This window comes from Streptomyces sp. NPDC031497 (assembly GCF_055580905.1).
In genome coordinates this window covers 537,249-558,723 of record NZ_JBVIKO010000003.1, presented here as the reverse complement: position 1 = coordinate 558,723, position 21,475 = coordinate 537,249, and the positions used below count along the sequence as shown (strand labels likewise).

Sequence of the window (21,475 nt, the reverse complement as noted above, 5' to 3'; positions counted from 1 at the left end):
GACATGCCTTCCGCACTTCCCGACGGCGAGCCGGTCCCCGACGACGGCGCGCTCCCGGCGCACGCGCTGGCCGGTGCCGCCGACCGCCCCCTCGGGTTCTATCTGCATGTCCCCTACTGCGCGACCCGCTGCGGCTACTGCGACTTCAACACGTACACGGCGACCGAGCTGCGCGGCACCGGCGGTGTCCTCGCCTCCCGCGACAACTACGCGGACACCCTGATCGACGAGATCCGCCTGGCCCGCAAGGTCCTGGGCGACGACCCGCGCGAGGTCCGCACGGTGTTCGTGGGCGGGGGCACGCCGACGCTGCTGGCCGCCGGTGACCTGGTACGGATGCTGGGCGCGATCCGCGACGAGTTCGGTCTGGCCGCCGACGCGGAGGTCACGACGGAGGCGAACCCCGAGTCCGTCGACCCGGCGTATCTGGCGGCCCTGCGCGAGGGCGGCTTCAACCGGGTCTCCTTCGGCATGCAGAGCGCACGGCAGCACGTGCTGCGCGTCCTGGACCGCACGCACACCCCGGGGCGCCCCGAGGCGTGTGTCGCCGAGGCTCGCGCGGCCGGCTTCGAGCACGTCAACCTGGATCTGATCTACGGCACGCCGGGCGAGTCCGACGACGACTGGCGGGCCTCGCTCGACGCGGCGCTCGGAGCCGGCCCCGACCATGTGTCGGCGTACGCGCTGATCGTCGAGGAGGGCACGCAGCTGGCCCGCCGGATCCGCCGGGGCGAGGTCCCGATGACCGACGACGACGTCCACGCGGACCGCTATCTGATCGCCGAGGAGATGCTGTCCGCGGCGGGCTTCGACTGGTACGAGGTGTCCAACTGGGCCACCTCCGAGGCCGCCCGCTGCCTGCACAACGAGCTGTACTGGCGGGGCGCCGACTGGTGGGGCGCGGGACCGGGCGCGCACGCGCACGTGGGCGGTGTGCGCTGGTGGAACGTCAAGCATCCGGGGGCGTACGCGGCGGCGCTGGCGTCGGGGCGGTCACCGGGGGCCGGGCGTGAGGTCCTCACGGACGAGGACCGCCGGGTGGAGCGGATCCTGCTGGAGCTGCGGCTGCGCGAGGGGGTGCCGCTGTCGCTGCTGAAGGAGCAGGGGCTGGCGGCCGCGCGGCGGGCGCTGGGGGAGGGGCTGCTGGAGACCGGCCCGTACGAGGACGGCCGGGCCGTGCTGACGCTGCGGGGGCGGCTGCTGGCGGACGCGGTGGTCAGGGACCTGGTGGACTGACGGGGCCGGGGGCGAGGGGCGCGGCTACGGGGCCGTCACGAAGTCGATCAGTTCCTCCACCCGGCCCAGCAGCTCCGGTTCCAGGTCCTTGTAGGAGCCCACCCGGGCCAGGATCGCCTGCCACACCGCGCCCGTGTTGTCCGAGGGCCAGCCGAGGGCCCGGCACACGCCCGTCTTCCAGTCCTGGCCGTGCGGGACGCGCGGCCAGGACTCGATGCCCAGGGCCGCGGGCTTCACGGCCTCCCAGATGTCGATGTACGGGTGGCCGACCACCAGGGCGTGTGCGCCGGTGACCGACTGGGCGATCCGCCACTCCTTCGTGCCGGGGAGCAGGTGGTCCACCAGGACACCGAGGCGCGCGTCCGGGCCCGGTGCGAATTCGGCCACGATCGACGGGAGGTCGTCGACGCCCCCCAGGTACTCCACGACCACGCCCTCGATGCGCAGGTCGTCGCCCCAGACCTTCTCGACCAGTTCCGCGTCGTGGCGGCCCTCGACGTAGATGCGGCCGGCGCGGGCCACGCGCGCGCGTGCGCCGGGGACGGCGACCGACCCGGAGGCGGTACGGGCGGGGCGTGCGGGGGCGGCGGACGTGGGGCGTACGAGGGTGACCACCCGGCCCTCCAGCAGGAAGCCCCGCGGTTCCAGCGGGAAGACGCGGTGTTTGCCGAAGCGGTCCTCCAGGGTCACCGTGCCCGCCTCGCAGCGGATCACCGCGCCGCAGAACCCGGTGCCGGGTTCCTCGACGACCAGGCCGGGTTCGGCGGCCACCTCCGGGGCCGGTTTCGGCTTCTTCCACGGCGGGGTCAGGTCGGCGGAGTACTGGCGCATTCGGATGACGATAGGAGAAGCGGCGGCGGCGTGGTCACGACACGCCGAAACGGGCGGCCAGGGCGTCGCGTTGCCGTCGTACGAACTCCGCGTCCACCACCGCTCCGTGACCGGGCACGTACCGGGCGTCCTCGCCGCCGAGGGCGAGCAGGCGGTCCAGGGCGGCCGGCCAGCGGGACGGTACGGCGTCGGGGCCGGCCTGGGGGTCGCCGGACTCCTCCACCAGGTCGCCGCAGAACACCACCGGCGGGTCGCCGGGGACGCCGGGGACGCCGGGGACGAGGACCGCGAGGTCGTGGGAGGTGTGGCCGGGGCCCACGTCGGCCAGCAGGGCCCGGCGGCCGTCGCCGAGGTCGAGGGTCCACTCGCCGGAGACCGGACGGCGGGGCACGGGCAGCGCGTCGGCCGCCTCCTCGGCCTCCGGGGCCGGCAGGCCGTTGCGGACCGCGTCCAGGCGCAGCGCCTCGCGGCCGTGCGTGAAGACGGCCTCCGCGCCCGCCGCCGCGTGCACGTCCACGCCCGCGAACGCCGGGGTGCCGAAGACGTGGTCGAAGTGGGGGTGGGTGAGCGCGAGATGGGTCACACGGCGTCCGGCCAGCCGTTGCGCCTGCGTCCGCAACCGCGCGCCCTCCGCCAGGCTCGACCCGGCGTCCACCATCAGGACCGGTCCCGCCCCGAGGACCAGCCCGGCCGTGCAGTCCCAGCCCGGCAGCCGGCACCGGCCGACCCCCTCGGCCACCCGCTCCCAGCCCAGCTCTTCCCAAGTCACCGTCACACCACGACGCTAGCGGCAGAACGCCCCGGGTCCTCACCGACCTTGCCCAGTCGGTACCCGGCGGCCGTACACTGGGCCGGGGACGTTGGCACTCGGGATCGCAGAGTGCCAGGCGAAAGACCCGAAAGGCCGCGGGGACGACTTTCTGGAGGTGTGGCGCTGGATGCTGAGTGAACGCAGGCTTCAGGTATTGCGCGCCATTGTCCAGGATTACGTCGGCACCGAGGAGCCGGTGGGGTCGAAGGCGCTGACCGAGCGGCACAACCTCGGGGTCTCCCCGGCGACCGTGCGCAACGACATGGCCGCCCTGGAGGACGAGGGGTTCATCGCCCAGCCGCACACCAGCGCCGGGCGGATCCCCACCGACAAGGGCTACCGGCTGTTCGTCGACAAGCTGGCCGGCGTCAAGCCGATGAGCGCGCCCGAGCGGCGGGCCATCCAGAACTTCCTCGACGGCGCCGTCGACCTCGACGACGTCGTGGCGCGGACGGTGCGGCTGCTGGCGCAGCTGACGCGGCAGGTCGCGGTCGTGCAGTACCCGTCGCTGACACGGTCCACCGTGCGGCATGTGGAGCTGCTCGCGCTCGCGCCGGCCCGGCTGATGCTGGTGCTGATCACCGACACCGGGCGGGTCGAGCAGCGGATGGTCGACTGCCCGGCGCCCTTCGGGGAGACGTCCGTGGCGGATCTGCGGGCGCGGCTCAACAGCCGGATCGCGGGACGCCGGTTCTCGGACGTGCCCCGGCTGGTGGAGGACCTGCCGGACGCCTTCGAGGCCGAGGACCGCGGCACTGTCTCGGCGGTGCTCTCCACCCTGCTGGAGACGCTCGTCGAGGAGAACGAGGAGCGGCTGATGATCGGCGGCACCGCCAATCTCACCCGCTTCGGACATGATTTTCCCCTCATGATCCGGCCCGTCCTGGAGGCCCTGGAGGAGCATGTCGTCCTCCTCAAGCTCATGGGCGAGGCAGGGGATTCGGGCATGACCGTACGCATCGGTCACGAGAACGCCTACGAGGGACTCAACTCAACGTCCGTGGTGTCGGTCGGCTACGGTTCGGGCGGCGAGGCAGTCGCCAAGCTCGGCGTGGTCGGACCGACCCGCATGGATTACCCGGGAACGATGGGAGCGGTACGAGCGGTGGCACGGTACGTCGGACAGATCCTGGCGGAGTCGTAAGTGGCCACGGACTACTACGCCGTTCTCGGCGTGCGCCGCGACGCGTCGCAGGAAGAGATCAAGAAGGCCTTCCGTCGGCTCGCGCGCGAGCTGCACCCGGACGTCAACCCGGATCCGAAGACCCAGGAGCGGTTCAAGGAGATCAACGCCGCCTACGAGGTGCTCTCCGACCCGCAGAAGAAGCAGGTCTACGACCTCGGCGGCGACCCGCTCTCGCAGAGCGGCGGCGCGGGCGCGGGCGGCTTCGGGGCCGGCGGGTTCGGGAACTTCTCGGACATCATGGACGCGTTCTTCGGTACCGCGTCCCAGCGCGGGCCGAGGTCGCGTACGCGGCGCGGCCAGGACGCCATGATCCGGATCGAGGTCGAGCTCGACGAGGCGGCCTTCGGTACGACCAAGGACATCCAGGTCGACACGGCGATCGTCTGCAACACCTGCAACGGTGAGGGCGCGGCGCCGGGCACCTCCGCCCAGACGTGCGACATGTGCCGGGGCCGTGGTGAGGTCTCGCAGGTGACGCGGTCCTTCCTGGGCCAGGTCATGACCTCGCGGCCGTGTCCGCAGTGCCAGGGCTTCGGTACGGTCGTGCCGACGCCGTGTCCCGAGTGCGCCGGTGACGGGCGGGTGCGGTCGCGGCGGACGCTGACCGTGAAGATCCCGGCCGGTGTCGACAACGGCACCCGGATCCAGCTCGCCGGTGAGGGCGAGGTCGGGCCCGGCGGCGGTCCCGCCGGTGACCTGTACGTCGAGATCCACGAGCTGCCGCACTCCACGTTCCAGCGGCGCGGCGACGATCTGCACTGCACGGTGACCATCCCGATGACGGCGGCCTCGCTCGGTACGAAGGTGCCGCTGGAGACGCTGGACGGGATGGAGGAGGTCGACATCCGGCCGGGCACGCAGTCCGGGCAGTCGATCCCGCTGCACGGGCGCGGTGTCACGCATCTGCGCGGCGGCGGGCGCGGCGATCTCATCGTCCATGTCGAGGTGACCACCCCGACCAAGCTCGACCCCGAGCAGGAGCGGCTGCTGCGCGAGCTGGCGAAGCTGCGCGGCGAGGAACGGCCGACGGGGCAGTTCCAGCCGGGTCAGCAGGGACTGTTCAGCCGGCTGAAGGACGCGTTCAACGGGCGTTGACCCGTCGGCGGGCGCCGGCGGCCCGTCGTACGGGCGCCGGCGGGTCGCCGTGCGGGGGCGCGGCCCCTTCGCTGCCCGGACATGTCTGGCATGTGCCAGGGGTACGGCCCGATTCGGTCTTGTTCAAAGGACGTGACAACATGCCGTCATGTCCTCCGCGCTGACCGATCTCTTTCCCCTTCCGATCGTGCAGGCCCCCATGGCGGGCGGGGTCTCCGTGCCGCAGCTCGCCGCCGCCGTGTCCGAGGCGGGCGGGCTGGGGTTCCTGGCCGCCGGGTACAAGACCGCCGACGGGATGTACCAGGAGATCAAGCAGCTGCGGGGGCTGACCGGCCGTCCCTTCGGGGTGAACCTCTTCATGCCGCAGACGGAGTACGCCGAGGCCGGGGCCGTGGAGATCTACGCGCATCAGCTGGCCGGTGAGGCCGCCTGGTACAAGACCGAGCTGGGCGACCCCGACAGCGGCCGGGACGACGGGTACGAGGCCAAGCTGGCCGTGCTGCTCGACAACCCGGTGGCCGCGGCCTCGTTCCACTTCGGTGTCCCGGGCAAGGACGTCCTCGACTCCCTCCGCCGCGCGGGAACCCTCACCCTCGTCACCGCGACCACCGCCGAGGAGGCTCTCGCCGTCGAGCGGGCCGGGGCGGACGCGGTGATCGCCCAGGGCGTGGAGGCCGGCGGTCACCAGGGCACCCACCGGGACGTGCAGGAGAACGAGGGCTCCGGGATCGGGCTGCTGTCGCTGGTCGCCCAGATACGGGAGACGGTGGGCATCCCCGTCGTCGCCGCCGGCGGCATCATGCGCGGCAGCCAGATCGCCGCCGTGCTGGCCGCGGGGGCGAGCGCCGCCCAGCTGGGTACGGCCTTCCTCGCCACCCCCGAGTCCGGCGCCACCGACCTGCACAAGCGGGCGCTGACCGACCCGCTGTTCATCCGGACCGAACTGACCCGCGCGTTCTCCGGGCGGCCCGCCCGGGGGCTGGTCAACCGCTTCATGCGCGAGCACGGCCCGTACGCGCCCGCCGCCTACCCGGAGGTCCACCACCTGACCTCCCCGCTGCGCAAGGCCGCCGCCAAGGCCGAGGACGCGCAGGGCATGGCCCTGTGGGCCGGGCAGGGCCACCGGCTGGCCCGCCCGCTGCCCGCCGGGCAGCTGGTGGAGACCCTCACGGCGGAACTCGCCGCCGCGTCGACAGCGTTGTCGGGCAAGGCCGAAGGGCGCGAGGGGTACGAGGGGCACGAGGGGCACGAGGGGTACGAGGGGTACGAGGGGTACGAGGGGTACGAGGGGGGCAGGCGGTGACCGCCCCGGTGTTCGTGCTCGACCCGCTCGTGGAACCCGACCTCTCCGGCGGCGAGGTCGTCCTGGACGGGCCCGAGGGACGGCACGCCGTCTCCGTGAAGCGGCTGCAGCCCGGCGAGGACGTCATCCTCACCGACGGGCGCGGCCGCTGGACGGAGGGCGTCGTACGGGCCGCCGAGGGCAAGGACCGGCTGATCGTCCACATGACGTCGATCTCGGAGGAGCCGGAGCCGTCTCCCCGCATCACCGTCGTCCAGGCCCTGCCCAAGGGCGACCGCGGCGAGGTCGCCGTGGAGACCATGACCGAGGTCGGCGTCGACGCGATCGTGCCCTGGCAGGCCGCCCGCTGCATCACCCAGTGGAAGGGCGACCGGGGCCTGAAGTCCCTCGCGAAGTGGCGGGCCACCGCCCGCGAGGCCGGCAAGCAGTCCCGCCGGGTGCGCTTCCCGGAGATCGCGGACGCGGCGACCACCAAGCAGGTCGCCGCACTGCTCGCCGGAGCCGACCTGGCCGCCGTGCTCCACTCCGACTTCGAGCACGGCAGTGACCCGCTCGCCGAGGCCCAACTGCCCGCCGAGGGCGAGATCGTGCTCGTCGTCGGGCCCGAAGGGGGCGTCGCCCGGGACGAGCTCGCGCTCTTCGAGGAGGCGGGTGCGAAGGCGTACACCCTGGGACCTACCGTGATGCGCACATCGACCGCAGGCACCGCGGCCGCGGCCCTGCTGCTGGGCCGCACCGGCCGCTGGTCCTGACCCGTACGACACCTCAGGGGGAACGCGCCGTGGAACTCGCCCAAGTCCGGCTCCTGGTCTCCGACTTCGCCGCCTGCTACCGCTTCTACGCCGAGGTGCTCGGGCTGAAGCCGCAGTCGGGGGCGAGCGAGGGACCGTACGAGAAGTTCAGCCCGCACGCCGGGTCGGCGGGGATAGCCCTCCAGGACCGGGCCATGATGGCCGAAGTGCTGGGCGAGCTGGGGGAGACCGCGACCGGGCACCGTTCGCTGGTGGTGCTGCGCGTCGACGACCTGGACGCCTACTGCGAGCAGATCGCCGCGCGGGGCGCGGTGCTGGTGCACGGGCCGGCGCCGATGACGGAACGCATGCGCGTCGCCCACCTCAAGGACCCGGAGGGCAACCTGGTGGAACTCCAGGAGTGGCTGCTGCTGCGCACCTGAGGAACCCGTCGGCCGCCAGGGGGACCTCTCCGAACACGTGAGTGGCCGTATGCCCCCTACCGTCACGGAGCCGACGGTGGCAGGCTGCCCTCCATGGGGGCATTGAGGCCGATTTGGCGCCGGCCGCGCGTGACGCGCCGGGCGAGCGTGACCAGAGCGGCGGCCGTGGCGGGGCTCGCGGTGGTCGCCGTGGGCGGTGTGGTGGGCTGTCAGCCGACCGACCTGAACTCCGCGACCGTCGCGTACACCACCGACCGGACCGCCACCGCCGAGCTGAAACGGCAGCACGTCGACGTCAGCTGGCTCACCTGCACCGGCAACTACGGCTCGTCGGCCCCGAGGACGCCCTCGGCCTCGGCGACCACCGTCGTCTCCGTGGACTGCCGGGGCAGGACCAAGGACGGCCGGGACATCACCGTCACCGGACGGGTCACCAAGGCGGTCAGCGGCGCCTGTGTGCGCGGGAACCTCGTCGCGAAGGTGGGCGGCAAGGAGTGGTTCCGGGTGAACGGCCTCGGCGACTGCGACGCCACGCCCGGACCGGCGTACAGCACCTACCGGCCGCCCACCTACGGGCAGCAGCCGGGCGCCACCGTGACCGTGACGAAGACCGTCTGGTGCCAGAGCGACCCCCAGTGCCGGCCGGTGCAGGGCAAGTGATCGAAATCGGCCACCGCGATCGGGTCGCGATGCATAGGCTGAGCGGGTGACTCAGGGTGCAGCGACAGGACCGCGGTCCTACCTCCGATTTCCCCATGTCCACGGCGACCTGGTCGCCTTCACCGCCGAGGACGACGTGTGGCTCGCGCCCCTGGACGGCGGCCGGGCCTGGCGGGTCAGCGCCGACAACGTCCCCGTGACGACGCCGCGCATCTCGCCCGACGGGACCACGGTCGCCTGGACCTCCACCCGCGACGGCGCCCCCGAGGTGCACACGGCCCCGGTGGAGGGCGGCAGCAGCGAACGCCTGACGCACTGGGGGAGTTCCCGCACCCAGGTGCGCGGCTGGACCGCCGACGGGCAGGTCCTCGCGATCAGCACCTACGGCCAGTCCAGCCTCCGGCGCAGCTGGGCCCGCACCGTCCCGCTCGACGGCGGACCGTCCACCGTCCTGCCGTACGGCCCGGTCGGCCATGTCGCCTTCGGGCCGCACACCGTGCTGCTGTCCGCGCCCATGGGCCGGGAGGCGGCCTGGTGGAAGCGGTACCGGGGCGGTACGGCGGGCAAGCTGTGGATCGACCGGGACGGCCACGACGGGGAGGGTGCCGGGGAGTTCGTCCGGCTGCACGAGGAGCTGGACGGGAACCTCGAACACCCGGTGTGGGCCGGCGACCGGATCGCCTTCCTCTCCGACCACGAGGGAACCGGCGCGCTGTACTCGTCCCTCGCCGACGGTTCCGACCTGCGCCGGCACACCCCCCTAGGGGGTTTCTACGCCCGGCACGCGGCCGGTGACGGCAACCGGGTCGTCTACGCCTCGGCCGGTGAACTCTGGCTCCTCGACGACCTGGAGGGCGCCGAACCGCGCCGGCTGGACATCCGGCTCGGCGGGTCCCGGGTGGACCGGCAGCCGCGCCCGGTCAACGCGGCCCGCTGGTTCAGCTCCGCCTCGCCCGACCACACCGCGCGCGGCAGCGCCGTCCTGGTGCGCGGCGGCGTGCACTGGGTGACCCACCGGTCGGGGCCGGCCCGCGCGCTGGCCGCCCAGCCCGGGGTGCGCGCCCGGCTGCCCGTCACCTTCCGCGCGGACGCGGAGGAGTGGGTGGTGTGGGTGACGGACGCCGAGGGCGACGACGCCCTGGAGTTCGCCCCCGCCACCGGTGCCGTGCCCGGCTCCACCCCGCGCCGGCTCGCCGCCGGACAGCTCGGCCGGGTCCTGGACCTCGCCGTCGCCCCCGACGGCGGCCGGGTCGCGGTCGCCGCCCACGACGGACGGCTGCTCCTCGTCGAACGCGAGACCGGCGAGGTCCGCGAGGTCGACCGCAGCGAGGACGGCGACGTCTCCGGGCTGGCGTTCTCGCCCGACTCCGGCTGGCTCGCCTGGTCCCACCCCGGAGCCGGCGGGCTTGCCCAGCTCCGTGTCGCCCACACCACCGACCTCACCGTCACCGAGGCGACCCCGCTGCGTTTCCAGGACTACGACCCCGTCTTCACCCGCGACGGCAAACACCTCGCCTTCCTCTCCACCCGCTCCTTCGACCCGGTCTACGACGAGCACGTCTTCGACCTGGCCTTCGTGGTCGGCGACCGGCCGCACCTGATCACCCTGGCCGCGACCACCCCCTCGCCGTTCGGCCCGCAGCGGCACGGCCGCCCCTTCGAGACCCCCGACAAGGACGAGACCCCGGACGCCGAGGGCACCCCGGCCACCCGGATCGACCTGGAGGGCCTCGCCGACCGGATCGTGCCCTTCCCCGTCGAGGCCGGCCGCTACTCCGGGCTGCGCGCCGCCAAGGACGGCGTCCTGTGGCTGCGCCACCCGGTGCGCGGCGTGCTCGGCGCCTCCCGCGCCCACCCCGAGGACCCCGACCCCAAGACCGAGCTGGAACGCTACGACCTCGCCCAGCAGCGCATCGAGTACCTCGCCTCCGACGCCGACCACTTCGAGGTCAGCGGCGACGGCAAACGCGTCCTGCTGTGGGCCGACGGCAAGCTCAAGGTGGTACCCAGCGACCGGCGTGCCTCGAACGACGACGACAGCGACACCAACATCACCGTCGACCTGTCCCGGGTCCGGCAGACCGTCGAACCGGCCGCCGAGTGGCGGCAGATGTTCGACGAGACCGGCCGCATCATGCGGGACCAGTTCTGGCGGCCGGACCTCGGCGGCGTCGACTGGGACGGCGTCCTCGACCGCTACCGCCCGCTCGTCGACCACGTCGCCACCCACGACGACCTGGTCGACCTGCTCTGGGAGGTCCAGGGCGAACTCGGCACCTCGCACGCCTACGTCACCCCGAACGGCGGCTACGGCCGCGGCGCCCGCCAGGGCCTCCTCGGCGCCGACATCTCCCGGCACCCGGACGGCAGTTGGCGCATCGACCGGATCCTGCCCGCCGAGACCTCCGACCCCGGCGCCCGCTCCCCGCTCGCCGCACCCGGCGTCGCGGTACGCCCCGGCGACGCGATCGTGGCCGTCGCCGGCCGCTCCGTCGACCCGGTGACCGGACCCGGCCCCCTCCTCGTCGGCACCGCCGGCAAGGCCGTCGAACTGACCGTGTCCCCCACGGGCGGCGGCGAGTTGCGCCACCCCGTCGTCGTCCCGGTCGCGGACGAGGAACCGCTGCGCTACCACGCGTGGGTGGCCGACCGCCGGGCCCATGTGCACGAGCTGTCCGGCGGCCGCCTCGGCTACCTCCACGTACCGGACATGCAGGCGCCGGGCTGGGCCCAGATCCACCGCGACCTGAGCGTGGAGATGGCCCGCGAGGGGATCGTCGTGGACGTCCGGGAGAACCGCGGCGGGCACACCTCACAGCTCGTCGTCGAGAAACTGGCCCGCCGGATCGTCGGCTGGGACCTGCCGCGCGGCATGCGGCCGTTCAGCTACCCGAGCGACGCGCCCCGGGGCCCGGTGGTCGTCGTCGCGAACGAGTTCTCCGGCTCGGACGGGGACATCGTCAACGCGGCGATCAAGGCGCTCGGCATCGGCCCGGTGGTCGGCACCCGCACCTGGGGCGGCGTGATCGGCATCGACAGCCGCTACCGCCTGGTCGACGGCACCCTGGTCACCCAGCCCAAGTACGCGTTCTGGCTGGAGGGCTACGGCTGGGGCGTCGAGAACCACGGCGTCGACCCGGACGTGGAGGTCGTCCAGACCCCCCAGGACTGGGCTGCGGGGAGGGACCCGCAACTGGACGAGGCGGTGCGGATCGCCCTGGAGGCGTTGGAGACGACGCCCGCGAAGGTGCCGCCGACGCTGCCGATCTGACGAGGGGCGCCAGGTCCCGCCCAAGGGGCGCGGGGCCGCACCGGTGTGCGGCTCCGCCGCGTGGGAGCGCTCAGCCCCCACCGGACGAGTACCCGACGGCGATACGATGCCCCGGAAGATCGATCACGGTGCCCAGGAAGGAAACCGCATGCCAGGGGAACCCCAGGACGACTGCCTCTTCTGCAAGATCGTCGCAGGTCACGTCCCCGCGACGATCGTCCGGGAGACGGACACCACCGTCGCCTTCCGGGACATAAACCCCCAGGCACCCACCCACGTCCTGGTGATCCCCAAGGTCCACTACAAGAACGCGGCCGAGCTCGCCGCGGGCGAACCCGCCGTGGCCGCCGACATACTGCGTGAGGCGCAGGCCGTCGCCGACGAGGACAAGCTGGACAGCTACCGCATCGTCTTCAACACCGGCAGCGGCGCCGGCCAGACCGTCTGGCACGCCCACGCGCACGTCATCGGCGGCCGCGGCCTGCAGTGGCCGCCCGGATAACCCGGGCAAGTCACCGTGTCCGTCCGTGAACTGGTGGTCCTCGGCACCGCCAGCCAGGTTCCCACCCGGCACCGCAACCACAACGGCTACCTGCTGCGCTGGGACGGCGAGGGCATCCTCTTCGACCCCGGCGAGGGCACCCAGCGGCAGATGCTGCGGGCCGGGGTCGCCGCGCACGACCTCAACCGGATCTGCGTCACCCACTTCCACGGCGACCACTGTCTCGGCCTCGCCGGGGTCATCCAGCGCGTCAACCTCGACAAGGTCCCGCACCCGGTCACCGCGCACTACCCGAAGTCCGGGCAGCGCTTCTTCGACCGGCTCCGGTACGCCACCGCCTACCGGGAGACCGTCGGCATCACCGAGGTCCCGGTCGACGCGGACGGCGACCTCGCCGTCACCCCGTCGTACACGCTGCAGGCCAGGAAGCTGTCCCACCCGGTCGAGTCCTACGGCTACCGGCTGGTCGAGCCCGACGGCCGCCGCATGCTGCCCGAACGGCTCGCCGCGCACGGCATCAAGGGCCCGGACGTCGGCCGTCTCCAGCGCGACGGCGTCCTCGGGGACGTCACCCTCGACCAGGTCAGCGAGGTGCGGCGCGGGCAGCGGTGCGCGTTCGTGATGGACACCCGGCTCTGCGACGGCGTGCACGCGCTCGCCGAGGGTTGCGACCTGCTCGTCATCGAGTCCACCTTCCTCGACGAGGACGCCGAACTCGCCGCGGAACACGGCCATCTGACCGCCGGGCAGGCGGCGGCCGTCGCGCGGGACGCGGGCGTACGACACCTCGTGCTGACCCACTTCAGCCAGCGCTACTCCGAACCCGAGGAGTTCGAGCGGCAGGCGCGGGCCGCCGGCTACCAGGGCGAGCTGACCGTCGCCTACGACCTGCTCCGAGTGCCGGTTCCGAAGCGCAGGTGAAACGGCCGTACCATGCTCTGATGCCCCTCCCCAAAGCTGAACTGCACCTCCACATCGAAGGCACCCTGGAGCCGGAGCTGGCGTTCCGGCTCGCCGCGCGCAACGGCGTAGAGCTGTCGTACGCGGACACCGACGCCCTCCGCGAGGCCTACCGGTTCAAGGACCTGCAGTCCTTCCTGAACCTGTACTACGAGCTCATGGCCGTCCTGCGCACCGAGCAGGACTTCGAGGACCTCGCGAACGCCTATCTGGGCCGGGCCGCCGCGCAGGGTGTGCGGCACGCCGAGATCTTCTTCGATCCGCAGGCGCACATCGCCCGGGGCGTGCCGCTCGGCACGGTCGTGGACGGGCTGTGGCGGGCACTCGGCCGAAGCGCCGAGAACCACGGGATCTCCACCCGGCTGATCATGTGCTTCCTGCGGGACGAGTCCGCCGACTCGGCGCTGGAGACACTGGAGGCCGCACGGCCCCACCTCGACCGGATCATCGGGATCGGGCTGGACTCCGCCGAGGTCGGACACCCGCCGGCCAAGTTCCGCGAGGTGTACGAGGCCGCCGCCGACCTCGGGCTGCGGCGCGTGGCGCACGCCGGTGAGGAGGGGCCGCCCGCCTACATCACCGAGGCGCTGGACGTGCTCGGGGTGGAGCGCGTGGACCACGGGCTGCGCTGCATGGAGGACCCGGACCTGGTCGCCCGTCTGGTGCGGGAGCGGATCCCGCTGACGCTGTGCCCGCTGTCGAACGTGCGGCTGCGCGCGGTCGACGTGCTCGCCGAGCATCCGTTGCCGGCGATGCTCGACGCGGGCCTGCTGTGCACGGTCAACTCCGACGACCCGGCCTACTTCGGCGGGTACGCCGACGACAACTTCCGCGCGGTCGCCGACACCCTGGGCCTGTCCGAGGAGCGGCTGCGGGAGCTGGCCCGCAACTCCTTCCTCGCGTCCTTCCTGGAGGACGACGAGGAGCTGCGGGCCCGGTACCTCGCCGAGGTGGACGCCTACGAGTTCGGCTAGGCGGCGACGTCCAGCCGTACCGTCTCGTCGGTGAGCGCCGGGTGGGTCGTCGTGACGGTGGTGGTCCTGCGCCGCAGCGCCACCGCCGTCAGCGGGACCGCGACCGCCAGCAGACCCACCGCCAGGACCGTCCCCATCGCCGGGAAACCGGCCCGGGCCGACAGCAGGCTGCCGGTCATCGGGCCGACGGCCGTCCCCAGCGACGACGCCGACCCGACCAGCACCGCCCAGCGGCCCCGCGGGTCCAGGGCGGCGGCCAGGCCGATGACGTACGACAGGACGACCGGATAGAGCAGGTTCCAGGCGATCTCGCCGGACGCGAACGTCGTCAGGTCCGTGGCGGACGCGCTGAGCGCGATACACCCCGCGATCAGGGCGGTGCCGAGACCGATCGGCAGGGCCTGCCCGAGCCGCGGGCCGAGCGCGCCCGCGCCGACCACGCCCAGCAGACCGGCGCCGAGCGCCACCGCGAACACCACGCCGACGGTCACCTCGCTCAGATGCGCCTGCGTCAGGCCGATCCGGCCGCTCACGCCCCACAGTGAGTTCTGCGCGGCCGACCAGCAGGGCATCGCGGCGGCCAGCAGCAGACCCGAGCGCAGGTGCGGGAGGCGGGAGCCGGTCGCGGTGCAGGGCAGGGCCGGGGCGGTACGGGGGGACAGCCGGGAGGTCAGCGGCCAGACCGCCGGCGCGGTGAGCGCGATCGCGGCGAGGGGCTGCGCGTGGCCGGGGCCGAGGTGCGGGACCGTCAGATAGACGGCACCCGCGAGGGCGGAGACGCCGAGCAGGCCGAGGGTGGTGGTGCGGTGCGGGTCCCGCTGTGCGGCGATGCCGGTGGCGGCCACCGCGGTGACCGTGCCGGAGCCGAAGCCGCCGATGATCGCACCGGCCACGACGGCCGGGACGTGGGTGGTGAGGGCGGCGCCGCCGTAGCCGAGGACGGTGAGGAGGAGGCCTGCGCGGGCGAGGGCGCGGGGGCCGACGCGGTCCACGCGGGACGCCAGCAGGAAGCCGGCCGCGGCGGAACTCAGCAGCAGGGCACTGCCGATGGCGCCTGCCTGGGTGGCGGAGATCGGAAGCCCCGATTCGAGCCTGCCGACGGTGGTCGGGAGGAGGTACGGGGCGAGGTACCCGGCCGTGAAAAGGGCGACGAGGGGCCAGGGGGTGGTGCGGGCGAACACGGGCGTTCCCAGGGCATGCGAAAGGACCGACGGAGGAGGGGGGTTGGGCGCAGGCCGTCGACGGACAGGAACGCGCGGGCAATTTGTATCAAGCGGGGGAGGGCGGAAGAAGGGCGGGGGGTGTGATGTGGGTCATGTTCTGTTTGGGGGGTGGGGGGAGGGGTAGCAGCGCCGCGCGCCGTAGGGGTTCGGCAGCGTCGCTGGTGCGGCTCGCGGGTGGCTGGTCGCGCCCACGCGGCGGAGCCGCATATCGATACGGCCCCGCGCCCCTGGGTCGGCTGTGGAGCCGCGTGCTGACAGGTCCCGTGTGCCCGGGTCGGCTGCGGAGTTGCTTGCTGACGTGTTGTCGCGCCCCTGGACGGAGACGTTGTGGTCAGCGCCAGTTGACCGTGCCGCCGGGGGCTGTTGCCGACTCGATCCTGGCCCGGGTCTCTCTCATCACCGACACGATCTCCGCCTCGTGCTCCGGGGTCAGGCGGGTCACCGGTACGGAGCAGCTGATCGCGTCCTGGGCCGGGGCGTCGTAGCGCAGGGCGAAGCCGAAGCCGGCGATGCCGGTGACGGCCTCCTCGCGGTCGATCGCGTAGCCGCGGGCTCGGATCCCGGCGAGGTCGGCGGCCAGCGCGTCCCGCGTGGTGCGCGTGCGGGGGGTCAGCGGCTCGTAGGGGCCCTCGGAGAGGTTCTCGTCGGGGCGTTCCGCGAGGAGCGCCTTGCCGAGGGCGCCCGCGTGGGCCGGCAGCCGGCGACCCACCCTGTTGATCGTGCGCAGGTATTCGTGTGACTCCCGGGTCGCCAGGTACGCCACGTTCGGGCCGTCCAGGCGGCCCAGGTGGATGGTCTCGCCCAGCGTCCCGGACGCCTCGTCCAGGTAGGGGCGGACGAGGCGGACGCGCGGGTCGGAGTCCAGGTAGGTCGTGCCGGTCAGCAGGGTGCGGATGCCGACGCCGTAGAGCGAGCCGGTCGTGTCCGTGCGGATCCAGCCCCGTGTGATCAGCGTCTGGAGCAGGGCGTACATCGAACTGCGCGGGACGCCGAGTTCGTCCGCCAGTTCCTGGAGGCGGGCCGGGCGGTCGCCGCGGGCCGCGAGGAGCTCCAGCAGCTCCACCGTGCGCGCCGCTGACTTCACCTCGCGGACGCCTGCTGTCTCGGACATGTGCAGATCGTAGAGGGGTGGGGCGTCGTGCGCCGTTGACGGGGGGCGTTCGCATATCTAGTCTTGGTTCTTATACGTGGATGACGTCTACATAGGGAGATGGATTCGGTGGCCGGACAGCCGGAGGACGTGGTGCGGAGGCTGCGGGACGGGATGGCGGGCGGGGTGCTGTCCTTCCCGCTCACCGCCTTTCACGCCGACGAGTCCCTGGACGTGGACGGATTCCGGGAGTACGTCGGCGGGCAGCTGGCCGCCGGGCCCGGTGCGCTCTTCCCGGCCTGCGGGACGGGGGAGTTCTTCTCGCTGGACGAGGACGAGTACCGGCAGGTCGTGGCCGTCGCCGTGGAGGAGGCCGCCGGCCGCGTGCCCGTGGTCGCGGGGGTGGGGTACGGCTGGGCGCAGGCCGTGCGGTTCGCCCGGGTCGCCGAGGAGGCCGGCGCCGACGCCCTGCTCGTGCTGCCGCACTATCTCGTCGCCGCCCCGCAGGACGGGCTGGTCGCGCAGCTGGAGCGGATCGCGGCCCGGACATCCCTTCCGCTCATCGCCTACCAGCGCGGACAGGTCGCCTTCACGGCCGACTCGTTGACCCGTATCGCCGGTATCCCCGGCGTGATCGGGCTCAAGGACGGGCACAGCGACCTGGACCGGCTCCAGCGGCTCACCCTCGCCGCCCCGGAGGGCTTCCTCTTCTTCAACGGCGCCGCCACCGCCGAGATCCAGGCCCGCGCCTACGCCACCGTCGGCGTCCCCGCCTACTCCTCCGCCGTGCACGCCTTCGCCCCCGAGATCGCCGACGCCTTCTTCGCCGCCCTCGACGCCGGCGACCACGGCACGGTCGACAAGCTGCTGCGCGACTTCTACGTGCCGTTCGTCGAACTCCGCGACCGCGTCCCCGGATACGCCGTGTCCCTCGTCAAGGCGGCGGCCCGGCTGCGCGGCCGTCCCGTCGGCCCGGTGCGCGCCCCGCTCACCGACCCCTCGGCCGCCGACCTCGCCGACCTCAAAGCCCTGCTGACCACCGGACTCGACCTCGTGGGAGCGATGCCGGTGGCCGAGCCGGGGTGAACCACAGCGGCCGTGCCGCGCTGGCAGCGGTGCTCGTTCGGGCGGTCGTACGGCGAGAGCCGCCGCCGCTGTCCCGACATGGTGCAGACTGGCCGGATCCGCACCACGTCCAGGGAGCGCACCGTGACCGCGTCCAACGCGTTCGCCGGAGAGGAACCGGAGTACCTCGACGACGACAGAGGAGCAACAAGACCGCACTGCGCCGCGCAGGTCGACCCGCTGGCCGGCCTGCGCACGCCGGACGATCCGCCCTGGGACGTCTACCTCACCGGCACCGTCTTCCTCGACATCATCTTCACCGGCCTGCACTCCGCCCCCGTACGCGGCACCGAGTCCTGGGCCCGGGGCATGGGCTCCAGCCCCGGCGGCATCGCCAACATGGCCACCGCACTCGCCCGGCTCGGCCTGAAGACCTCCCTCGCGGCGGCCTTCGGCGACGACCACTACGGCGAGTACTGCTGGGACGCCCTCGAACAGGGCGAGGGCATCGACCTCTCCCCGTCGCGGACCGTGCGCGGCTGGCACTCGCCGGTCACCGTGTCCATGGCGTACGAGGGCGAGCGGACCATGGTCTCGCACGGCCACGAGCCGCCCGCCGACACCCTGTTCCGGCAGCAGAACGCCCCCGGCCACCCGGCCCACGCGCGTGCCGCCGTCGCCTCCCTCACGCCCGGCAAACGCAACCCCTGGATCGCCAGGGCCGCCGCCGAGGGCACCCGGATCTTCGCGGACGTCGGCTGGGACGACACCGGCGCGTGGGACCTGGCCGGGCTCGCCGATCTCGAACACTGCGAGGCGTTCCTGCCGAACGCGGAGGAGGCGCGGCGGTACACCGGCGCCGACTCCCCGCGCGCCGCGGCCCATGCCCTCACCGAGTACGTACCCCTCGCCGTCGTCACCCTCGGGGCGGAGGGGGCCTACGCGGTCGACGGGCGGACCGGGGAGTCCGCGGAGGTCCCGGCGATCGCCGTGGAGGCCCTCGACCCGACGGGCGCGGGCGACGTCTTCGTCGCCGGGTTCGTCACCGGCACGCTCGCCGACTGGCCGCTGGCCGACCGTCTCGCCTTCGCCGGCCTCACGGCGGCACTCTCCGTCCAGGACTTCGGCGGCTCGCTGTCCGCGCCGGGCTGGTCGGAGATCGGGGCGTGGTGGCGCAAGGTCCAGTCGGTGCCGGGCCAGGACCCGGCGGCGCTGCGGCGCTACGCGTTCCTGGAGGGCCTGGTGCCGGAGGAGGACCAGGTGAGGCCGTGGCCTCTGCGGAGGGCGGTGCCGACGATCGGGTTCGGGCGCGCGGGGTGACCTCCGAGGGTGCGGGTGCGTGGGGGCTGGGGCGGGGGGTTTCGCTCACGGCGTCGGCCCGGTGCCTCCCCCAGAGGGGTACCCCCAGCGCCCACCCGTGCCCCCTGGGGGCACCTCCCAGGCCCTTGAGGCACGGGGGAGGCACGCCTGCCCGCAGCTACGACGGGCCCCGTAAGGGGCGCGGGGAACTGCGCGATCGGCCCCCACCGGCCCGCGGCCGACGACGAAGCCCGCACGGCCCCGGCCTACTCTCCCCGCACCCCGGCAACCTGCTCCCGCACCAACTCCCGCCCCGCCTCCGAAACCCCCGACAACGCCCCGGCGAACAGCTCCTCCACCCCGCCCCCCTCGGCCCCCACCCTCCCGCTGCTCACCACATACCCCTCCCGCACCGCGACCCTCAGCACACCCTCCGTGTCCACCGCCGCCGCGGCGATCGTCGGTACCTCGCCGCCCGCCGGGTCCGCCACCTTCGCGTACACGCCCTTCACCGGCTCCCGCCAGCGCAGCGCCAGCAGCACCGGTGACTTGGCTGCCACCTCGGACAGGTCCACCTCGTCCACCCCGTCCGCCGTGAGCACCTCGGCCCACGCGTCCAGCACGATCGCCGCCGGCAGCAGATCCCGCAGACTCGACCCGGCGATGTTCCCGCCCACCGTCGCCGTCCGGCGTACCGACCCCGTGCCGACCCCCTTCGCCGCCTTCCGCAGCACCTCGGGAACCCGGTCGTCCACCTGGTGCAGAAGCACCGCGCCGCCCAGTACCCCGTCCCCGATCGCCGTCGCCTCCGGCACCTTCCGCAGGGAGACCGCCTGTTCCGGGAAGCCGTCCCGCTGCCAGACGGCCCAGATCAGGGTCGCACCGCCGACTGGTATCGCCCCCTCGGCCAGGCATTCCCGGGCCTCGGACACCGACGTGGGCAGACGCACCAGCACGGCTACCTGCTTTCTGTACGTACAGGTGGCGTGGAGCGAACGCGGCCCCACGACCACGTAGGGCAGTGACGGCCCGGATTCTGCCCCGGCGTGCAGGAGCGCATGCAGGGCTCACGGCTGCATCCGGGGCGCCTTTCCCCGCGAAAAGGCCTACGGCGTTGTCAGCCCCGCGTCGTACGCTTGGTATCGCGAGGCCGCCCTCAGCTACGCGGCCGTGATGAGGAGGAACCGCAGGCCTTAAGCGCCGGCCCATGACTCAGACACCCACAGCTCAGACTCCCGCGCAGCAGCAGGCCCGAGCTCAGTTCGAGGTTCCCGCCCAGCACCCGATGGTCACCGTGCTGGGATCCGGCGACTCCCTGCTGCGCGTGATCGAGAAGGCCTTCCCGGCGGCCGACATCCATGTCCGGGGCAATGAGATCAGCGCGGTCGGCGATGCCCGTGAAGTCGCCCTCATACAGCGCCTGTTCGACGAGATGATGCTGGTGCTCCGCACCGGACAGCCGATGACGGAGGACGCAGTGGAACGCTCGATCGCCATGTTGCGGGCGAGTGAGAACGGGGAGGGACCGGAGGAGACCCCGGCCCAGGTTCTGACACAGAACATCCTGTCCTCGCGCGGCCGCACCATCCGCCCCAAGACCCTCAACCAGAAGCGGTACGTCGACGCGATCGACAAGCACACGATCGTCTTCGGCATCGGCCCCGCCGGTACCGGCAAGACCTACCTGGCCATGGCCAAGGCGGTGCAGGCCCTGCAGTCCAAGCAGGTCAACCGCATCATCCTGACCCGGCCGGCGGTCGAGGCGGGTGAGCGGCTCGGCTTCCTGCCGGGCACGCTCTACGAGAAGATCGACCCGTACCTGCGCCCGCTGTACGACGCGCTGCACGACATGCTCGACCCGGACTCGATCCCGCGCCTGATGGCGGCCGGGACGATCGAGGTGGCGCCGCTGGCGTACATGCGCGGCCGTACGCTCAACGACGCCTTCATCATTCTCGACGAGGCCCAGAACACCTCGCCCGAGCAGATGAAGATGTTCCTCACCCGGCTCGGCTTCGAGTCGAAGATCGTGATCACGGGTGACATCACCCAGGTCGACCTGCCCAGCGGGACCAAGTCCGGTCTGCGCCAGGTGCAGGACATCCTGGAGGGTGTGGAGGACGTGCACTTCTCCCGGCTGTCGTCCCACGATGTCGTACGGCACCGGCTGGTGGGCCGTATCGTCGACGCGTACGAGCAGTACGACAGCGAGCACGGCACCGAGAACGGCACGCCCAAGGGCGGCCGTCCGAAGTCCGCGCACAAGGGGAAGTAGACAAGCACAGCGCCATGTCGATCGACGTCAACAACGAGTCCGGAACCGAGGTCGACGAGCAGGCGATCCTCGACATCGCCCGCTACGCGCTCGCACGGATGCGCATCCACCCGCTCTCCGAGCTCTCGGTGATCGTCGTGGACGCCGACGCCATGGAGCAGTTGCACATCCAGTGGATGGACCTGCCCGGGCCGACCGATGTCATGTCCTTCCCGATGGACGAGCTGCGGCCGCCGTCGAAGGACGAGGACGAGCCGCCGCAGGGGCTGCTCGGCGACATCGTGCTCTGCCCGGAGGTCGCCGCGAAGCAGGGGGCCGAGGCCGACACCCAGCACTCCATGGACGAGGAGCTCCAGCTGCTCACCGTCCATGGCGTGCTGCACCTGCTCGGCTACGACCACGAGGAGCCCGACGAGAAGGCCGAGATGTTCGGGCTGCAGGCGGCCATCGTGGACGGCTGGCGGGGGGAGAAGGGCCTGACCGGTCCCTCCCCGGCGCCGACGGTCTCCTAGCCGGGTGG

The 21,475-nt window shown here is 72.9% G+C and carries 20 protein-coding genes; 15 read left to right on the top strand and 5 right to left on the bottom strand.

All coding sequences use genetic code 11. The annotated features are described in order from the left end of the window. Positions 1 to 3 precede the first annotated feature (3 nt). Positions 4 to 1,236 (top strand): radical SAM family heme chaperone HemW, encoded by a 1,233-nt coding sequence (gene hemW, locus ACZ5K7_RS08520; RefSeq protein ID WP_351691303.1) that lies wholly within the window; start codon positions 4 to 6, stop codon positions 1,234 to 1,236. Positions 1,237 to 1,260: 24 nt separating this feature from the next. Here the strand turns inward: hemW and ACZ5K7_RS08515 are convergent, their stop codons facing one another. Together ACZ5K7_RS08515 and ACZ5K7_RS08510 are read right to left on the bottom strand one after the other, a co-directional pair. Beyond that, a complete protein-coding gene (locus ACZ5K7_RS08515; RefSeq protein WP_351691306.1) occupies positions 1,261 to 2,067 on the bottom strand; it encodes a DUF3097 domain-containing protein in 807 nt (268 codons plus the stop codon). A 34-nt stretch (positions 2,068 to 2,101) separates the two neighbouring features. Next, positions 2,102 to 2,842 (bottom strand): MBL fold metallo-hydrolase, encoded by a 741-nt coding sequence (locus ACZ5K7_RS08510; RefSeq protein WP_468911914.1) that lies wholly within the window; start codon positions 2,840 to 2,842, stop codon positions 2,102 to 2,104. Positions 2,843 to 3,005: 163 nt separating this feature from the next. Between ACZ5K7_RS08510 and hrcA the strand changes: the two genes are divergently transcribed. The 10 genes from hrcA (at position 3,006) to ACZ5K7_RS08460 (ending at position 14,003) form a co-directional block, all read left to right on the top strand. Then, complete coding sequence (hrcA, locus tag ACZ5K7_RS08505; protein WP_351691312.1) at positions 3,006 to 4,022, top strand: heat-inducible transcriptional repressor HrcA; 1,017 nt, start codon at positions 3,006 to 3,008, stop codon at positions 4,020 to 4,022. Then, positions 4,023 to 5,159, top strand: a complete 1,137-nt coding sequence (dnaJ, locus tag ACZ5K7_RS08500; RefSeq protein ID WP_351691315.1) for a molecular chaperone DnaJ — start codon at positions 4,023 to 4,025, stop codon at positions 5,157 to 5,159. Between the two features lie 148 nt (positions 5,160 to 5,307). Beyond that, positions 5,308 to 6,462 carry a nitronate monooxygenase gene (locus ACZ5K7_RS08495; RefSeq protein WP_468911908.1) on the top strand — a complete coding sequence of 385 codons (1,155 nt, stop codon included), beginning with the start codon at positions 5,308 to 5,310 and terminating at the stop codon, positions 6,460 to 6,462. Continuing rightward, the gene (locus ACZ5K7_RS08490) at positions 6,459 to 7,214 is read left to right on the top strand and encodes a 16S rRNA (uracil(1498)-N(3))-methyltransferase (protein ID WP_468911905.1); all 756 of its coding nucleotides are present in this window, start codon (positions 6,459 to 6,461) and stop codon (positions 7,212 to 7,214) included. Before ACZ5K7_RS08495 ends, ACZ5K7_RS08490 begins: the two co-directional genes overlap by 4 nt. A gap of 29 nt (positions 7,215 to 7,243) precedes the next feature. Next, positions 7,244 to 7,636, top strand: coding sequence for a VOC family protein (locus ACZ5K7_RS08485; protein ID WP_351691326.1), 393 nt, complete (start codon positions 7,244 to 7,246; stop codon positions 7,634 to 7,636). Between the two features lie 93 nt (positions 7,637 to 7,729). Continuing rightward, positions 7,730 to 8,296, top strand: coding sequence for a hypothetical protein (locus tag ACZ5K7_RS08480; RefSeq protein WP_450971587.1), 567 nt, complete (start codon positions 7,730 to 7,732; stop codon positions 8,294 to 8,296). A gap of 46 nt (positions 8,297 to 8,342) precedes the next feature. Further along, positions 8,343 to 11,567, top strand: coding sequence for a S41 family peptidase (locus ACZ5K7_RS08475; protein WP_468911901.1), 3,225 nt, complete (start codon positions 8,343 to 8,345; stop codon positions 11,565 to 11,567). A gap of 148 nt (positions 11,568 to 11,715) precedes the next feature. Beyond that, complete coding sequence (locus tag ACZ5K7_RS08470; RefSeq protein ID WP_351691333.1) at positions 11,716 to 12,069, top strand: histidine triad nucleotide-binding protein; 354 nt, start codon at positions 11,716 to 11,718, stop codon at positions 12,067 to 12,069. A 15-nt stretch (positions 12,070 to 12,084) separates the two neighbouring features. Then, complete coding sequence (locus ACZ5K7_RS08465) at positions 12,085 to 12,990, top strand: ribonuclease Z (RefSeq protein WP_351691336.1); 906 nt, start codon at positions 12,085 to 12,087, stop codon at positions 12,988 to 12,990. Between the two features lie 20 nt (positions 12,991 to 13,010). Further along, positions 13,011 to 14,003, top strand: a complete 993-nt coding sequence (locus tag ACZ5K7_RS08460) for an adenosine deaminase (protein ID WP_450971586.1) — start codon at positions 13,011 to 13,013, stop codon at positions 14,001 to 14,003. On the opposite strand, the gene ACZ5K7_RS08455 is transcribed toward ACZ5K7_RS08460, so the two are convergent. Together ACZ5K7_RS08455 and ACZ5K7_RS08450 are read right to left on the bottom strand one after the other, a co-directional pair. Then, complete coding sequence (locus tag ACZ5K7_RS08455; protein WP_468911896.1) at positions 14,000 to 15,184, bottom strand: MFS transporter; 1,185 nt, start codon at positions 15,182 to 15,184, stop codon at positions 14,000 to 14,002. The two genes, ACZ5K7_RS08460 and ACZ5K7_RS08455, sit on opposite strands and share 4 nt — an antisense overlap. Positions 15,185 to 15,557: 373 nt before the next feature. Then, positions 15,558 to 16,337 (bottom strand): IclR family transcriptional regulator, encoded by a 780-nt coding sequence (locus ACZ5K7_RS08450; protein ID WP_468911893.1) that lies wholly within the window; start codon positions 16,335 to 16,337, stop codon positions 15,558 to 15,560. A gap of 108 nt (positions 16,338 to 16,445) precedes the next feature. Between ACZ5K7_RS08450 and ACZ5K7_RS08445 the strand changes: the two genes are divergently transcribed. Beyond that, positions 16,446 to 17,402 carry a 5-dehydro-4-deoxyglucarate dehydratase gene (locus ACZ5K7_RS08445; protein WP_468911890.1) on the top strand — a complete coding sequence of 319 codons (957 nt, stop codon included), beginning with the start codon at positions 16,446 to 16,448 and terminating at the stop codon, positions 17,400 to 17,402. 123 nt (positions 17,403 to 17,525) lie between these two features. Continuing rightward, the gene (locus ACZ5K7_RS08440) at positions 17,526 to 18,701 is read left to right on the top strand and encodes a carbohydrate kinase family protein (RefSeq protein WP_468911888.1); all 1,176 of its coding nucleotides are present in this window, start codon (positions 17,526 to 17,528) and stop codon (positions 18,699 to 18,701) included. A gap of 245 nt (positions 18,702 to 18,946) precedes the next feature. Here ACZ5K7_RS08440 and ACZ5K7_RS08435 read toward each other — a convergent pair whose 3' ends face one another. Next, positions 18,947 to 19,636 (bottom strand): FAD binding domain-containing protein, encoded by a 690-nt coding sequence (locus ACZ5K7_RS08435; protein ID WP_468911885.1) that lies wholly within the window; start codon positions 19,634 to 19,636, stop codon positions 18,947 to 18,949. 251 nt (positions 19,637 to 19,887) lie between these two features. Between ACZ5K7_RS08435 and ACZ5K7_RS08430 the strand changes: the two genes are divergently transcribed. Further along, complete coding sequence (locus ACZ5K7_RS08430; RefSeq protein WP_351691357.1) at positions 19,888 to 20,955, top strand: PhoH family protein; 1,068 nt, start codon at positions 19,888 to 19,890, stop codon at positions 20,953 to 20,955. A 14-nt stretch (positions 20,956 to 20,969) separates the two neighbouring features. After that, positions 20,970 to 21,467 carry an rRNA maturation RNase YbeY gene (gene ybeY, locus ACZ5K7_RS08425; protein WP_351691360.1) on the top strand — a complete coding sequence of 166 codons (498 nt, stop codon included), beginning with the start codon at positions 20,970 to 20,972 and terminating at the stop codon, positions 21,465 to 21,467. Positions 21,468 to 21,475 lie beyond the last annotated feature (8 nt).